At 48.2% G+C, this 17,017-nt stretch carries 14 protein-coding genes; 2 read left to right on the forward strand and 12 right to left on the reverse strand.

Annotated features, from left to right (window positions below; translation table 11 throughout):
- Positions 1–71: 71 nt before the first annotated feature.
- Both CI959_RS06680 and CI959_RS06685 read left to right on the forward strand, forming a co-directional pair.
- Positions 72–1,700: a trehalase family glycosidase gene (locus CI959_RS06680; RefSeq protein WP_057317727.1), complete on the forward strand. Its 1,629-nt coding sequence runs from the start codon at positions 72–74 to the stop codon at positions 1,698–1,700.
- An 81-nt stretch (positions 1,701–1,781) separates the two neighbouring features.
- The gene (locus CI959_RS06685) at positions 1,782–2,636 is read left to right on the forward strand and encodes a phosphatidylinositol-specific phospholipase C/glycerophosphodiester phosphodiesterase family protein (protein ID WP_057317726.1); all 855 of its coding nucleotides are present in this window, start codon (positions 1,782–1,784) and stop codon (positions 2,634–2,636) included.
- 118 nt (positions 2,637–2,754) lie between these two features.
- On the opposite strand, the gene CI959_RS06690 is transcribed toward CI959_RS06685, so the two are convergent.
- From CI959_RS06690 to CI959_RS06745, 12 genes are all read right to left on the reverse strand, one after another.
- Positions 2,755–4,074 carry a murein hydrolase activator EnvC gene (locus tag CI959_RS06690; RefSeq protein ID WP_008773044.1) on the reverse strand — a complete coding sequence of 440 codons (1,320 nt, stop codon included), beginning with the start codon at positions 4,072–4,074 and terminating at the stop codon, positions 2,755–2,757.
- 6 nt (positions 4,075–4,080) lie between these two features.
- On the reverse strand, positions 4,081–4,926 hold the full coding sequence (locus CI959_RS06695; RefSeq protein WP_005860032.1) for a DUF4292 domain-containing protein: 846 nt from the start codon (positions 4,924–4,926) through the stop codon (positions 4,081–4,083).
- Positions 4,923–6,641, reverse strand: coding sequence for a tetratricopeptide repeat protein (locus CI959_RS06700; RefSeq protein ID WP_005860034.1), 1,719 nt, complete (start codon positions 6,639–6,641; stop codon positions 4,923–4,925). The genes CI959_RS06695 and CI959_RS06700 overlap by 4 nt, the downstream gene beginning before the upstream one ends.
- Before the next feature lie 28 nt (positions 6,642–6,669).
- A complete protein-coding gene (gene dut / locus CI959_RS06705; protein WP_005860037.1) occupies positions 6,670–7,104 on the reverse strand; it encodes a dUTP diphosphatase in 435 nt (144 codons plus the stop codon).
- A gap of 33 nt (positions 7,105–7,137) precedes the next feature.
- A complete protein-coding gene (locus CI959_RS06710) occupies positions 7,138–8,973 on the reverse strand; it encodes a 4-hydroxy-3-methylbut-2-en-1-yl diphosphate synthase (protein WP_005860039.1) in 1,836 nt (611 codons plus the stop codon).
- A gap of 106 nt (positions 8,974–9,079) precedes the next feature.
- A complete protein-coding gene (gene purE / locus CI959_RS06715) occupies positions 9,080–9,586 on the reverse strand; it encodes a 5-(carboxyamino)imidazole ribonucleotide mutase (protein ID WP_005860041.1) in 507 nt (168 codons plus the stop codon).
- Between the two features lie 2 nt (positions 9,587–9,588).
- Complete coding sequence (gene gcvH, locus CI959_RS06720) at positions 9,589–9,969, reverse strand: glycine cleavage system protein GcvH (RefSeq protein WP_008773046.1); 381 nt, start codon at positions 9,967–9,969, stop codon at positions 9,589–9,591.
- A gap of 16 nt (positions 9,970–9,985) precedes the next feature.
- Positions 9,986–10,606 carry a phosphatase PAP2 family protein gene (locus tag CI959_RS06725; protein ID WP_005860045.1) on the reverse strand — a complete coding sequence of 207 codons (621 nt, stop codon included), beginning with the start codon at positions 10,604–10,606 and terminating at the stop codon, positions 9,986–9,988.
- Positions 10,607–10,612: 6 nt separating this feature from the next.
- On the reverse strand, positions 10,613–12,070 hold the full coding sequence (gene rpoN, locus CI959_RS06730; protein WP_005860047.1) for an RNA polymerase factor sigma-54: 1,458 nt from the start codon (positions 12,068–12,070) through the stop codon (positions 10,613–10,615).
- A 142-nt stretch (positions 12,071–12,212) separates the two neighbouring features.
- The gene (locus CI959_RS06735) at positions 12,213–13,508 is read right to left on the reverse strand and encodes an HlyD family secretion protein (protein WP_005860049.1); all 1,296 of its coding nucleotides are present in this window, start codon (positions 13,506–13,508) and stop codon (positions 12,213–12,215) included.
- Between the two features lie 54 nt (positions 13,509–13,562).
- The gene (locus CI959_RS06740) at positions 13,563–15,758 is read right to left on the reverse strand and encodes a peptidase domain-containing ABC transporter (RefSeq protein ID WP_095231421.1); all 2,196 of its coding nucleotides are present in this window, start codon (positions 15,756–15,758) and stop codon (positions 13,563–13,565) included.
- The gene (locus CI959_RS06745) at positions 15,755–17,008 is read right to left on the reverse strand and encodes a TIGR04157 family glycosyltransferase (RefSeq protein WP_057317725.1); all 1,254 of its coding nucleotides are present in this window, start codon (positions 17,006–17,008) and stop codon (positions 15,755–15,757) included. The genes CI959_RS06740 and CI959_RS06745 overlap by 4 nt, the downstream gene beginning before the upstream one ends.
- Positions 17,009–17,017 lie beyond the last annotated feature (9 nt).

Consider the following 17,017-nt stretch of genomic DNA (forward strand, 5'->3'; position numbering starts at 1 on the left):
TCAAGCTATCTGACCAACAGCTGTCACCCGCCCGGATAATAAACAAGATTCATATACCAACATTACATATCATGACAACAAGACGAAACTTCCTAAAACAATCCCTTCTTGCGGCAGGTGCGGCCTCCGTTCCCACCGGTAGCCTTTTGGCGCAAGAGAAGGCTGAAGAGAAACGCCCCAAATACAATCTTCCTTACAAGAACACCTACCTGAAGGAACCCTTCGTGACCGAGAACGAGTTCCGGACGGCGAGACCGGAGACCATCACGCCCGGAACCTTCGAGGAGGCCAAGCAAATCCTCCCGAACCCGACTTGGAGCGGACATGAGAAAGAGATCGAGATGTACTGGAAGGCTTGGCAAATCGGCATCGGCAACATCAAGGCCCCGGAACCGGATTCCGGTTTCGTATGCAGCTACCTCGATGTCGCCTACAACGGCAATATCTTCATGTGGGACTCCGCCTTCATGATGATGTTCGCCCGTTTCGGTACCCGCTTCTTCCCCTTCCAACGTACGTTAGATAATTTCTACGCCAAACAACATCCGGACGGTTTCATCTGCCGGGAGATCAAGGCGGACGGAGCGGACTGTTTCGAGCGTTACGATCCGACCAGCACCGGACCGAATATCCTCCCTTGGAGCGAGATCGTCTATTATAAGCAGTTCGGCGATATAGACCGCCTACACAAGATATTCCCCGCCCTTTGCGCTTATTATAAATGGCTGAAGCTAAACCATACGTGGCGCAACGGTACGTATTGGACCAGCGGTTGGGGTACCGGCATGGACAACATGCCCCGGGTGGAACCGAAATACAATCCGATATACAGCCACGGCCATATGATCTGGCTGGACGTTTGCTTGCAACAATACTTCACCGCCGGGCATCTGCTTGAGATGGGTTTCTATCTGGAGCGTTGGCAGGAGATCGAGGAGTTCGAGGACGAGCAGAAGATGCTAAAGAAGTATATCAACGAGAACCTATGGGACGAGAAGGAGCATTTCCTTTTCGATCAATACGCCGACGGAAGCCTTTCCTCCACCAAGGGAATCTACGCGTACTGGGCCTTATTGACCGATGTCCTGTCCAAGGAACGCATGGATGCTTTCGTGGCCGAGCTGGATAACAAGGAGACATTCAACCGCCTGCACCGCGTCCCTTCCCTTGCCGCCAACCATCCTAAATACAAGGATAACGGCCGCTACTGGCAGGGTGGCGTATGGCCGGGAGCGAACTATATGGTGATTACCGGCCTATTGCAACAAGGCTATCGTAAATTGGCTTACGAGATCGCACGCAACCATTACGATAACGTCCTAAAGGTGTATAAGAATACCGGTACGTTCTGGGAATACTACGCTCCGGAACATGAGGAGCCGGGCTTCATGGCTCGCCCGAATTTCGTGGGCTGGGGCGGACTGGCACCGATCTCCGGCTTGATCGAGCAAATCTTCGGCATCCGCTCCAATGTGTACGAGAAGAAATTGACCGTAGACGTGAACTTGACGGAGGCTTATGGTATCGACCGTTATCCTTTCGGCCTCGACGGTCTGGTAGCGATCAAAGTCAAGTCCCGTTCTTCCGCTACCCAAGAGCCGCAGGTAGAAATTACCAGCGACGTCCCCTTGGAACTAACCGTCCTTTGGGGCGACAAACAGAAGACGGCTAACGTAAAACCCGGCACGCAAACCGTATAAAACAGTAAATCCATCAAACATCCAGTTGTAGAGACGGGGCACGCCCCGTCTCTACAACTAGACTCAAAAAACAATTAGTATATGAAACAGATTCTATCCTTATTTATCACCTCCCTCGCCCTCTGTACGGCTTGCTCCTCCCCGAAGGGATCGGACACAGTTCAAGTGGCGGAGACAACCACGGAGCAGACGATTCAGAAAGCCTCCTCCGCAATTCATTACAACGCCTTCTCGCACAATGATTACTGGCGGGAGAGACCTCTGCTGGACGCCTTGTCCTTCCGCTTCAACTGCGTGGAGGCCGATCTGTGGCTGATCGATGGCGAGCTATACGTTTCCCATGATCGCCCGGAACCCAACCCGGCCATTACCTTCGAGAACCTATACCTCAAGCCGCTCGTGGCCCGCATACAAGCGAATGGAGGTAAGGTCTATCCCGGTAGCGACCGCCCTTTCTACCTGATGGTGGATTGCAAGGCACAAGGCGAAGAGATGTACAAGCTATTAAAGAAACAGATGGAACCTTACAAGGAATATTTCTGTTCCGTCGATAACGGCGAATATAAAGAAGGTGCCGTCCTCTTCTTCCTTTCCGGCGACCGTCCGAAGAACAGCCTGCCGAAAGAGAACAGCCGCTTCACCTTCCTCGACGGACAAATAAAGGATCTGGGACAGGGCATCCCTGCTTCCCTCGCTCCGGTCATAAGCGATAATTACTCCGATTTCTTCACATGGAAAGGCGAAGGTGAGATGCCCGCCGACCAACTACAGAAGATGCGTGAGATCATCCGGAAAGTCCACGATGAGGGAAAACTATTCCGTTGGTGGGGCGCCCCGGATACCGAGCAGTTCAAACGCTTCTTCATCAAAGAAGGCGTAGACTTGGTAGGTGCCGATGACCTGAATGGGTTATACAACGTATTGAACAAGCGTTAAACGAGAAAATTACAATAGGCATTATAAGGTTGTTACAATGGGCATTCTAGCATCTTTACAACAGGCATCGTAACAGCCTTATAATGCCCATCATAGTTTTAACATATCACAACCGCTTTTATTCCAACCAAGGCTGCGGATTCAGCTTCGTCTTTTCCTTCCACAATTGGAAATGGAGGATCGTGGAATTACCGTCCTCCGGATCCGAATAGATCCTTCCGATCGCTTGACGGGTAGAGACCCGGTCGCCCGCTTTTACATATACCTGACTCAAATTGCTATAAACCGTCAAGTAGTTACCATGACGAACGATTACGGAATTATTATACCCCGGCACCACGAACACACGCGTCACCTCCCCATTGAATACCGCACGGGCATCCGCCCCGGGTGAGGTCTGGATATCGATACCACTATTACTGGTACGAACATATTTCAACTCCTGATGCTGTTGCTCGCCGAATGTAGCGACGATCGTATGTCTTCCGGCCACCGGATACGGCAAACGTCCCCGGTTATTGGCGAAGTTATCGGACAATTGCTTCTCCGCCTTTGTCATCGCATAGCCCCCTTTCGTATCCGCCACACGTTCCTCACGGATCGGCTCTTTTTTACTTTCCGGTACGGGTTTACCCTTAGCGGCAGCTTGTTCACGAGCACGACGCTCACGTTCCGCACGTTCACGGGCGGCTTTCGCCTCGGCCTCGGCACGGGCGATCTCCTCGGCGATCTGCTTCTCTATCTGTCGGTTTAAAGCCTCGGCTTGACGACGCTTCTTTTGGAGATCCGCCTTCAAATCCTTTTGTCTCTTATTCAATAGCTGGACTTCCTCTTTCTGAGAAGCTTCCTCACTTTCTAGCTTCTTACTCTCTTCTTGACGAGTTCCTAAAAGGGCACGTTTCTCGGCACGGGTCTTCTCCATCTCAGCTTGCTTACGGCTGATCTCGGCCTGCTTTTCAACGATGTCATTCGCTTGCCGCTTCTGCCAATCCGCATATTCCCGCAAATACCGCATACGCCGCATGGATTGAGAGAAACTCTCGGCGGATAGGATAAACAACAATTTATCTTGCGAGCTATGGCGTTTATAAAGCCCTCGCATCGATTTACCGTAATTCGTCTGCTTATCGCCCAGTTCCCGTTTTAAGGTGCGCAACTGGCCTTGGATATTCAAGATATCTTTCTCGATCTCATCCAGCTCTTGATTCAATAAACTGATGACTTTCTTACGGGAAAGAATTTGTTTGGAGAGTAGATTCAAACGGTTCAGGGAAGTTTTAGCAGTCTGGGCCGTCTCTTGCAATAATTTATTCGTCTCCTCGATATCGGCCAACGCCTCCTTGCGCTGCTGCTCCAACTGACGGACAGCGGCGGATTTCTGACCGTAAACCACGGTAGATAAAGACAATGCCAATAGAACGATCCAGACGTGCCTCATGATAGATTATTGATTCAGATTCGTAATCGTTTTCAATACTTGCGCAAAGGTAATACGCTTATATTTAGAAGGAACCGAAAAATCCAACTTGAGCGGCTCGTCCAGTTGGATACGGGAGTAATGGATCTTCACCCCACCCTCGGGATTCCCGTTCTTCAACACCTGCACATCCATCAACATCGGGAACGGCTGCCGATCCACCAAGCGAAAATCCTCGTACAGCCATTGCAAGGCATAACGATCGGAAGGATCCGCTACATAGGTAGAGAGAAGTTTCTCCTCGCCATCCGCCTTAAAGGTATAGAAAAGCCCCATGGCATCCTTGGTCTTGATCTCGGCTACCGGGCCTTCTTGATTCAGCTTAAAACGATTATAATGCTTACGGGAAACGCCCTGCTCCCCCGGGATAAACAGATGATTCGTGAAAAGAGCCTGCAAATTGTAGAAGTTGAACTCGATCGGAGTCTGCCCTTGCAAATTGGAATAATTCTCGATCATATAGCGTTTATTCATGCGGTCTACCACCTTGATCGTATCCCGGCTCAACTCGATACGGAAGATCTCGATCCCGAGAAAAGGTTGTACCGACAGTTGGAAAGCACTATCCTTGACCATCTTCATATCCACCCGAGAGCTCATTTGCTTACCAGGGATATCCAGATCCACGTTCAACCGGGCCGTCAAGGTACGGAACTGGAAGGATTGATCCTCCACCGACTGGAAGAACTCATTATGAGCCTTCACGCTAGCGGATTCCACCGTCCCGACTTTCTTGGACGATTTACAGCCTGTCAACATCGAAAGTAAAAGACCTCCACATAACAGGAAGGTCAAGAAATAGTCTCTTTTCATTTCGCGTTCTCGTCTTCTATATATTGTTGCTCGGCGATCTTACGGTTCAAGATCTCGGAATCCTTCCCCATCTCTTTCGCCTTTTTCCATTGCTCCACCGCTTTTTCCTTATCACCGTTCATGAAAAGGATGTCCCCATAATGATCCACGAGTTCGGCGCTCTTTGTCTTATCTTTCTCCAAAGCGCTCTCGATATAGATTTTCGCCAAGGTATAGTTTCCTTGTACGAAGAAGATCCAAGCGTAGGTATCCAGATACGTGGCGTTGTCCGGTTCCAGCTTGATACATTGGGCGCTCATACGTTCCGCCTTTTTCAAGTCTTTCTTCTCCAAAGAAAGGAAGTAACTGTAGTTGTTCAGTACGACCACGTTCTTGTCATTATACTTCAACGCCTCATCGTACGCTTTATACGCTTGATCCAATTGCCCCATCTGGTAATAAATATCACCGATCTGACCGTAGAAATCCGATTTCAGCGGCAGGTTCTCCTTCGGAATGATATTCAAGCCCGCATAATAGGTATTCAAGGCTTCTTGATATTTCTGTTGTTGGTAGTAAGCGATACCCAGATAGAAGTAATATTCCGGCGACTCGGGGAAAAGCTCCATACAAGCCGTACAGATACGGATGACCTCCGGGATATCCTCCCCTTTCAAAGCCAGATTCAGCAATTGCTGCCAAGCCCCGGCGTTACCCGGTTCCATCTCTGTTACCAACTGGAACTGGAATTTCGCCTCCTCTGTCTTTCCTTGGGCCATCAAGAGACCGCCATACATCAGTTTTAAGTCGATATCCTCCGGATGTTGCTCCAAAAGAGTTTGGAATAAATGGTTCGCATTCTCAGTTCCTTGCTTCGTTTGTTGCAGTTTCAAGATATACCGGGAAAGGATGTTCACTTTCGTCTCCACGTCCAGCTTCTCGTTTACCAAAGCGCTGCGGATTTGTTGCTCGGCGGCCTCCTTATCCCCTTTCGCCTCGTAGTAATTGGCCATAGAGACGATATAATAAGGGTCGGTCGGATCAATCTCATTCGCTTTTTGATAGCAAGCCAAAGCCTTGTCCATCTCCCCGTTTTCCAAATGAAGATCGCCCAATACGATCTGGTAACGGGCCTCCATAGGATATTTAGCCGCTAGCTTCTCGATCTCCTTGAAAGCCTCTTCCGGTTTCTCCAACTGGACGTACAGTTTGTATTTCTGCATGGAGATCGCCTCGTTCATACCCATAACCGACTCCAACGCATCATAAGCCTCGATCGCCTTCCCGATCTCGCCGGCTTGCGTCAAGGCATCGGCCAGATAATAATTCAGCTCCTCCTTCTCCGGATAATCACGAACCAATTCCTCGTACTCCTCGGCGGCTTCGCCATACATGCCCAGATTCCGGGTGATAGACGCCAATGCCATTTTATACGTGAAATTATCCTTGCTGTTGGCCACGGCTCTTTTCAACATCTCGACCGCTTTCTCCGGACGGTTCAACTGTACATAAAAAGAAGAAAGCTCATACAAGACCGGAGCCGCCGTAGAGTCAATCTCCAAGCAATGGTTGAAGGCATCATAAGCGGCGTCGAATTTCCCGGCGTTCTTCAAGTTCAAGCCCTCATAAAAGAAGTAATCGAACTTACGTTGATCCTTCTCCGTTTCTGTAGCACCAGCCGGGAGCACAGCGACCAACGAGAGGAAAGAGATGAGATATATCAGTTGCTTAAACATCCTATTATTCTTGTTAACCTTATTATTCTTATTCTTTTCCGGTATGACCGAATCCCCCGGCTCCCCGCTCCGTATCATCCAACGTCTCCACGGGTTCCCAATCCACATGGCTATGAGCGGCTATAACCATTTGGCAGATACGCTCACCATCATTCACCGTAAAAGGCTCGGAAGATAGATTCACGAGAATGATACCGATCTCCCCCCGATAATCGGCGTCGATCGTACCCGGCGTATTCAGCAGGGTTATCCCATGCTTTAAAGCCAGCCCGCTACGCGGACGCATCTGGGCCTCATAGCCTTCCGGCAGCGAGATATAAAGTCCGGTCGGGATTAATTTACGTTCCAACGGTTTCAACACAACCGATTCCGACAAATTCGCCCGGATATCCATCCCGGCAGATAAAGGAGTCGCATAACCCGGCAGCGGGTGATGCGATTTATTGATAATTCTTACTTTCATACTTGCAAAGATAAACAAATTGTCAATAGTCAATCAATTAACCCAATCCCCGTTCTCTTTTATTAACTGAACTAAACGTTCTACAGCGTCTTCCTCGGGGATATTCTTGAGGACACATTCCTTACCTTTATACAGGCTGATTTGTCCACGTCCGGCACCCACATAACCATAGTCGGCATCGGCCATCTCGCCGGGACCATTCACGATACAGCCCATGATACCGATCTTCAAGCCTTTTAAATGGGAAGTAGCCTCCTTGATACGGGCGATCGTTGTTTGCAGGTCGTACAAGGTACGTCCGCAACTCGGACAAGAGATATATTCCGTCTTACTGATACGGGTTCTTGTAGCCTGCAAGATCCCGAACATACAGCGATCCGAGACAACCGCCTCGCATCCCTCATTGTGCAGCATCAAGCCATCCCCGAAACCATCCAGCAAAAGCGTTCCGAAATCGGCGGCGGATTTCAGTTGCAACAACTCCACATCCGTCTCCCGGAAATCACGATGCAAGACAACCGGCACGTCACAACCCGCCATCAGCAATTTATGCATAGCCGCACGTTGCGAGCCAACCCCATTCCGATGATGTGTACTTAATAAGACCACCACGGTCTTATCCGCTTTCAAGATCTCCAACATACGATCCGTAAGATCCATATACGTCAGACGGATAAACTTAAGCGGACAATCGTAATCCTTTAACTCCTCCGCCTCCGAGGCGATGAAGCAAGGAAAAGCATTCGGACGCTCTTTCCAAAAATGAGCGTCTACCAATAAACGGAAATTATCCGGCAAATTATCCGGATCTTCCTTCCCTATATATATATAGTCCGGCAAGGACAAATAATCAAACTCAAAATCCCCGCTACTACGATCGGAGATCACGACTGGCGAGAAAGTACCTCCGATACCTTCCACCACACGGCTTATACGACGGCTTGTCGCCACCGTATCGAAACCGGGAGCCATCGAAGCCTCGATAGGACGATGATTTTCCCGTTCCCTAATATAATCCACCAATTTACGCGCTACCGGCATTTCCGCCTCGGGGTCCTCACTCAAGGAAACCCGGATCGTATCACCGATACCGTCACATAGAAGCGTACCGATTCCAACAGCGCTCTTGATACGCCCGTCCTCACCGTCACCCGCCTCCGTTACCCCAAGGTGCAAGGGGTAATGCATATTCTCGGCCTCCATCGTACGAACCAACAACCGCACGGTCCTTACCATGACAACGGTATTGGAAGCCTTAATCGAAATAACCACATCCGGGAAATTCTCCTCCCGGCAAATGCGAAGAAACTCCATACAACTCGCTACCATCCCCTCGGGCGTATCACCATAACGGCTCATGATACGATCGGAGAGCGAGCCATGATTCACACCGATACGAATAGCGGTGCCATGTGCCTTACAAATATTCAAGAAAGGGACGAACCGCTCGCGGATCTTCTCGATCTCGGCGGCATATTCCTCATCCGTATATTCAAGATGGCTGAATGTCTTTACCTTATCTACATAGTTTCCCGGATTGATACGTACCTTTTCCACCTCACCGGCGGCGGCATCAGCCGCTCTAGGATTAAAATGGATATCAGCGACCAAAGGAGTCGTATACCCTTGCTCATTCAATTGTTTACGAATCTCGCCCAAGTTTCGGGCTTCCCGTTCCCCCTGTGCCGTAAAACGCACATACTCAGCTCCCGCCTCGATCATACGGATCGCTTGAGCTACCGCCGCCTCCGTATCCATCGTTGATACATTAGCCATGGATTGAATACGGATAGGATTCTCACCTCCCATGGGTGTGTCACCGATTTGGGCAACGGATGATTTACGGCGGTTGTAATTAAAGTAAGCCATTGTTCATTGAAAATTGAGAATTGAAAATTGAGAATGAGTGTTGAGAACTGAAAACCTAAAGAGAGACTTTCTCCTTAATTTTCAATTCTCAACTTTCAACTTTCAATTAATTAGTTTTGTATTTAAAAGAAACCTTAGCCAACTCCTCGTTAGCCTTCACGATTTTCTTCTTCAAATCCTCCTTATAAGCGGATAGCTTCTCCTGAAGTTGCTCGTCGCCGACGGCAAGCATCTGCACCGCAAGGATACCAGCGTTCAAAGCGCCATTGATGCCGACAGTAGCCACAGGGATTCCCGGAGGCATCTGTACGATAGCCAACAAGGCATCCATACCGTCCAGCGTAGAGTTAATAGGCACGCCGATCACGGGAACCGTCGTCATGGAAGCGATCACACCGCAAAGATGAGCGGCCATTCCGGCAGCGGCGATGATAACCTTGATTCCACGTCCTTTAGCTCCTTTGGCGAAAGCCTCCACCTCAGCGGGAGTACGGTGTGCGGATAGAGCATGCATCTCGAACGGGATCTCCATCTCATCCAAGAACTTAGCCGCCTTCTCCATAACGGGTAGATCCGAGGTACTACCCATGATAATACTTACAACAGGTGTCATTCTTATTTAGCGATTAATTTTTGATAGTCTTCAGCGGATAATAGTTCCTCCAACTCAGAAGCGTCCGTAAGAGAAATCTTGATTAACCAACCTTTACCATAAGCGTCTTCATTAACCAATTCAGGAGCGTCTTCCAATTCAGCGTTTACTTCCAAAACCTCTCCGCTAACCGGCATGAAAAGATCGGAAACAGTCTTAACAGCTTCAATCGTACCGAACACCTCTTCTTTAGCGACGGTCTCCCCCTCTGTCGTAATGTCCACATAAACGATCTCACCTAGCTCGCCTTGAGCGTAATCAGTAATACCAACATAAGCTACGTCACCTTCTACACGAATCCACTCATGGTCTTTTGTGTACTTTAAATCTGCAGGAAAATTCATAATTTTAGTGTTTTTATTAGATGAATAAATAGATATAACTCATTAATGAGGCTACAAAGGTACATATAAATCCCAGACAAAACCCCGCATATACCTGCATTGGTGTATGTCTTTTTAAAAAGATGCGCGAGGTACCTAATAAACCGGCCACGATCAACACGACTATAAAAGCCCAGTAGGGATTTATCATATGGATACGCGCCACTCCCATAATAGCGCCCAGTAACCCGCCGATACCAATGGCATGCGCGCTAATCTTCCAAGCGAAATTGACGCATAAGGCGATTACCAAGGCTACGCAAGCCCCGATCAGCATCGCCAACAACCAAAACGGCATCAGCATCTTATACAGGAAAAAGATACAGACCAAGATGGAAGTGATAAAAATCAGATAAGGAACCACTCGTTCCTTCCGGTCGGAAAGCTCTATATCGCCGGCCGCGCCATTTTTCACCAATAAGAAAATGAAAAGTCCGGGAACTATCGCTGTCGAAATAAAGGTGCCTCCGGCAATCAGCAGCTTCACAGGTAACGGGTAAATGGCGAGGAATGTAAACATCAACGCCAACACGATCCCATAGGTCACCATAAGCAACGGATGGAACACGAAGGATATTATATTCGAGAATAGCTTCATACGCTTTTATATTTCTTTTCTCAGACGAGCTACCGGAATCCCCAGTTGCTCCCTGTATTTCGCTACCGTACGCCGGGCGATGACATATCCTTTTTCTTTCAGGATCGTAGCCAACTCCTCATCGGTCAACGGTTTTCGTTTATCTTCGGCATCTACATGTTCTTTCATAATCTTTTTAACCTCACGGGTCGAGATCTCCTCGCCGGTATCGGTCTGCATAGACTCGGAGAAAAAGTATTTCAACGGATAAATACCGAAATTCGTTTGCACATATTTACTGTTACTTACCCGGGAAATAGTGGAGATATCATATCCCGCACGCTCCGCTACGTCTTTCAAGATCATGGGATGGAGGGTAGCCTCATCGCCTGTCAGGAAAAAGTCCCGTTGTAAATAGATAATCGCCTCCATGGTACGCTGCAAGGTCTCATTACGTTGCTTGATAGCGTCGATGAACCACTGGGCGGAATCCAACTTTTGTTTCACGAACTGTACGGCATCCCGCCTCTCAGCGGTTTGGTTCGCCTTATTCGCCGTATAATCCTGAAACATCTCGGCATACTCCCGGTTGATACGCATATCCGGTACCCCCCGGTTATTCATGCTCAAGATAAGCTCTCCATTATGCGCTTCCACCACGAAATCCGGGATGATCTGGCTCATCGCCACTTCCATAGAACCACCCCAACTACTTCCGGGTTTCGGATTTAACATAGTAATCTCGTGAATGACCTTCTTTAACGTTTCCTCATCGATATCGAGACCTCGTAAGATCTTATCGTAATGTTTGCGGGTGAACTCCTCGAAATATTCGGTCAAAACACGAATCGCCAAATTTGTAACCGGAGTATTCTCCTTCTTATCCAGCTGGATCAACAGACATTCTTTCAAGTCACGGGCACCTACCCCGGCAGGCTCAAAATCTTGGATGATATTCAAGATAGACTCGATCTCCTTCTCATCTACCTCTTGTCCGGCTTGGAAGATCAAATCGTCTGCTATCGCCGAAAGGTCCCGTCTCAAATAACCGTCATCATCGATATTTCCAATGATATACTCCGCTATTTTCATTTGCTTATCCGGTAAATCCCTTAACCCGAGCTGCTGTAACAGAAACTCATTCAAGGATTGGCTTACGGAGAAGGGGACATCCTCTTTCCGTTCCGCACGCTCGGTCATTTCCCGTAGCTTATAATCAGGTATATCGTCTTCCGTTAAATAATCTCCCAAAGAAAGGTCGGTCTCAGTATCAACAGAAGGGATCTCTTCTCCCCCCTCCTCGCTTTCAGTTCGTTCAAAATCATCAACAGGCTCTTTTCCTTCCTCCAAGGCTGGGTTATCTTCCAGCTCATGCTTCACACGTTCTTCCAACTCGATCGCGGGAAGCTCCAGAAGCCGTATCAACTGTATCTGCTGAGGGGATAGCTTTTGCTGTAACTTTTGTTGTAACTGTTGCTTTAACATAATCTAAATCATTGCACTGTAAGGGCAGGACAATCACCCGCCCTCTTATTTATCAACATGCAAATATAAGTTTTTAGTTTTAACAGTACAGCTATTAAACTATAATAGTTCTAAACAAGGTGCATGATGGACCCTAGCGACTTTAAAATCCTTCCTTCACGATCCGTTTTATCGGCAGGAAGAATCGTTCGATCAGGCGTAATTCTTCCGTTACGATCTCTGCGGAGGCTTGCGTCTCGGGCGAGACGGGCAGGTCGATACCGTAATTGGTTCTCAGCCCCTCTGGAAAATCGATATCCGCCGTATAGTACTCGTCGGTGGGGACCAATGAGATATTCGATACCACGCCGTTTACCACTCCAAACTCCTGATCCGGGAAATTGGAGAAACGGACGATCGCCCGCTGGCCTCTCCGGACTTTTCCCGAGCGTGCTATCGGTATGCGCACCTTCCCCACCAGCCGGCCCTCGCCTTGCGGCACGACGGTGAAAGCCACCTCTCCGGATGGGATATATTGGTTCTCATTCCAGTACTTGGTGAAAGTCACGACACCCCCTACCGGGGCGATGAGGCAATAACGCAACCTCCACTCGTTCATGCTGTTCAGCAATTGTTCCCGGGCGGTCTGTAATTCCTGCCGTAGCGTAAATTCTTTCTCGCTCCGCTCCAGCGTCAGATCCAGCAAGGATTGCTCTTGCTCCCCGATCTGTATCCGGAGATTCTCGGCCGAGGCTGACGCCCCTTCCAGCGAATAACGGCTTTGCAGCAGGGAAGCCCGTGCGGTCTCATGCTCGTAGGAGGAAATCACGGACCGGCTATACAATAATGAATCCCGGGCGTATTGCCGCCTTGTCAAGGCGAATTGCTCCGAGAGGGTCTTCCGCTGCCGTTCGGTCTCGTTATAGTAAGCCTTATACAACGCTATCTGTTTGCGGATGGAGGCCATTTTTTGCGGATAATAATCGATCTCCCTGTAATTGACGCAGGCATGGAGCGCCGACAGTAGTCCCGAGTAAGCCGCTTGCATATCACCCAGTGACAGTTCCTTATATCGCAATAATGCCTTGTCTAGGCTATCCACGTCCATCCCGGATCGTTCCAACGCCTTCTCTAGGTATATAGCATCCTCCATGCTGGCGTGGTTCTCTATGACCGCCAACCAATCCCCCTCCTTTACCGGACGATTATCCCTCACGAGCAGCTCCTGTATCTTTCCCGCCGCCCGTGTCACCACCGCCGTGGCGGGATGTTGCCCCGTCAATGTCATGTCAGCCGTGATCACGTCAGGATATTTGAAGAAACAGCTCCCCACCAGCAACGCCACTACCACGAGGAACAACAGCGTTATCCCCCACCGTACGATCCAGGCCGGGATTTGCCCCATCACCTCCTGTACCTCCTCGCTACGCAGCTCTATATCTTTCCTTTCATTTTCCATCTCTAATACTATCTTTTCCCCTCTCTGAGAGGGGGTAGGGGGTGTGTTACCCTCTTAGCTTCCCAATTCCAGCTGGTTTTTCACCAACTTATAATAAGTTCCCCGCAAGGCCGTGAGTTCCTGATGCGTCCCTTCCTCCACGATGCGTCCCTTGTCCAGCACCACGATCTTGTCCGCGTCACGTACCGTGCTTAGCCGATGCGCCACGACCACCACCGTCCGTCCTTTGTAGAAGGCGTGCAACTGCTCCATGATCTCCCGCTCGTTGTTGGCGTCCAAGGCGTTCGTGGCCTCGTCCAGGAAGATGAAGTCGGGATTCTTGTACACCGCCCGGGCGATCAGGATACGCTGTCTCTGCCCTTGGCTCACTCCGTTTCCCTCCATGCCGATCTTCGTATTATAGCCCAGCGGGAGCGAGTCGATGAAATCCCGGATATTCGCCACCGTCACGGCATGCAGCAGGCGTTCCTTGTCCACCACCTCTTCGCCGGGGGCGATGTTGTTGGCGATCGTATCCGAGAAGATAAAACCATCCTGCATGACCGAACCGGTCTTGCTACGCCATACGTGAGGATTCAAGTTCTTGAGGGAGGTATCGCCGATCCTCACGTCCCCCTTGTTGGGGTTATAAAAACCGAGCAGGAGTTTCACGATCGTCGTCTTCCCGCTCCCGCTGGCCCCCACGATGGCGGTCACCCTGTTATGGGGTATCGTCAGGTTGATATCCTCCAGCACGTAATCCCGGTCCGCGCCGTCATAGCTGAAGCTGAGGTTTTCCAGCCGTAGCGTCCTGTCATCGGGGAGAACATTCAGCCTTATCCCGCCTGCCTGTTCCTCGTCCTCCTTCCCGTGTATCTCGCCGAGTCGTTCCAGACTGATCTTCGCGTCCTGTAGGGACCGTGAGAAATCGATCAATTGCTCGATAGGCGAAGAGAGCTGCCCCACGATGTAGGTCACCGACATCATCATACCCAGCGTCATATCCCCTTGCACGACGGCCCGTGCCGCGATGAAGGAGATGAGTATGTTCGTGGTCTGGTTGAAAAAGACCGCCCCGAGTTGCTGGTATTGTTGTAACGCCAACCCCTTGATCCCTATCTTGAAAAGTTTTACCTGTATCCGTTCCCATTTCCAGCGCATCTTGGTCTCGCAATTATTCAGCTTGATCTCCTGCATGCCGGTGATGAGCTGGAATAGGTTGCTTTGTTCCCCGGCCGCCTGCGAGAAACGCTTTACGTCCAGCTCCCTCCTCCATCTCATGAAAGCGAGTACCCACGCCACGTATAACCCGTTACCTACCAAGAAGAGTCCCAGTATCGTCCAGTCGTAATAGGCCAGCACGAACCCGAACACGATGAAGTTGACGAAAGAGAAGAGCGTATTGATGGATGTCCCCGTCATGAAAGCCTCGACGCGGTCATGGTCACCGATGCGCTGCATGATATCGCCCACCATCTTGGTATCGAAGAAATGCAGGGGCAGACGCATCAGCTTGGCGAGGAAATCGGAGATCAAGGCGATATTGATCCTCGTGTTTACGTGCAGCAATATCCAGCTCCGTATGAAGTCCACGGATAGCTTGGCGATAAAGATCACTAATTGCGATATAAGGATCAAGGTTATGAAACCCAGGTTGTTGTCCCGTATACCGGTATCCACCAGGCTCTGCGTGAGGAAAGGCAGGATGAGTTGCAGTACACTGGCGGTCAGCATGCCCAGCACGAGCTGTGCCATCTCACGCCTGTAGGGCGATATATATCGGAAAAAGAATCCGAGGTTACGTTTCCTGTCTCTCCCCTCGTCCTCCATCCCGTAGAACTCCGGCCCCGGTTCCAGCAAGAGCGCCGTCCCGGTATCCTGCCCGTCCACCTTGGTACTGACCCAGCACCGCTTGAACTCCTCCCTCGTATAGGTGATAAGTCCCGCCGCCGGGTCCGCTACGTAGAACTTCCCTTTCCTTATCTTGTAGCAAACCACGAAATGCCATTGGTTCCAGTGCAGTATGCAGGGTAGGGGACATTCCTTTTCCAATTCCTCCACCGTGATCCGCACGCCCTGTGTCCGGAACCCGATCGCCTCCGCCGCCTCGCTGATACCGAGCATAGAGACCCCTTCCCGTGTGATGAAGGCTTTCTCCCGTAAGTTCTGGATCGAGTACACACGACCATAGAACTTGGCGATCATACGGAGGCAGCTAGGACCACAGTCCTTTGCGTCTAGTTGACGATATATAGGGAACTCTAAAATCACAAAACAAATCTATTATAAAATTCTTGCATACAAGAACTAAATATTTCAGACGTATAATATCTCTCATAGCGTAGACGAGAATTTTTAGCCATTTCTTTTCGCATAGAAGAATCTTTTAATAATATTAAAAGTTTAGATTGTAATTCATAGGTATTTAAATCTGTGTGATTCTCATATTCAATGATTGGTATATGATATCCTGAGACTCCATCCTCTATCATTTCTGATAAACCTGTAGATGTACTTGCAACAAGAGGTATCCCATACATCATCATTTCAATTGCCACATAACTACATTGTTCATGGAATGATGGTAATACACCAATATCTGCGATTTGGTATAATTTGTATAAGTCTTCTTTATTTAGTTTTCCAGTAAATGTAATCTTATTCCATGTTGGATTGCAAGAATTTAAATAGTAAGAATAAAACCCATCTCCTACAATAACTAAATGGCAATAAGGGTCAATTTGCAGTAGTTTTTTGAAAGTAAAAATTAATTCTCCCAGCCCTTTTATTTCATCTAAACGACCAACAAAAAGAATAATTTTTTCTTCTTTACTAAAAAGGAAATTCTTTTTAAGATTCAATCGTTTATCGCTATTCAATAATATAGATTCATCTTTAAGACCATTATATAAAATACAAAATTTGTTTATAGGTAAATCATATATTTTACTCAATAGATTTTGTGTACTATTTGACAAGCAAATAATCTTATCAACTTGTTCAAATACATTTTTTTCTTTTTCGTATATTTCTTTGATATTTTTTTCCAAAGGATTTTTGATACTGTCTAATTCTTTGTAAAGAATACTTTTTAAATAAGAATAATTTCCTTTTATTTTAAAGCACCAATCCATATAATGAATAGTAAAGCAACATCGTCCTTTAGAAAAAAAAGCACGAAATGTATTTAACAGATGAATGTGCTGATAATAATTGATATGTAATATGATATTCTCTTTACTATGCGAGCTAAAGTAAGGAAATATTAGATACCATATATTCTTATAATAAGTTTTTATTCTAATTTCTGGATCATTATTTTGTATCGTATCAGGTATATGATAATAATCTATATCTCCTTTGCGTTCTATATAAAAATCATTTTTTGTTGAACGACAACATATCACGCTAAGATGAATCCCTTGCTTCTGTGAAAGAATTAAACAAAGTTGCTTTATATATGTGCCAATTCCATATTGGGATGCTCTGGATTCTTCATTAACAAGAATAATCTGTATCATATGCTTGTC

Origin of the sequence: Parabacteroides sp. AT13, from assembly GCF_002272965.1 — a bacterium.
Classification (GTDB): Bacteria; Bacteroidota; Bacteroidia; order Bacteroidales; family Tannerellaceae; genus Parabacteroides; species Parabacteroides distasonis.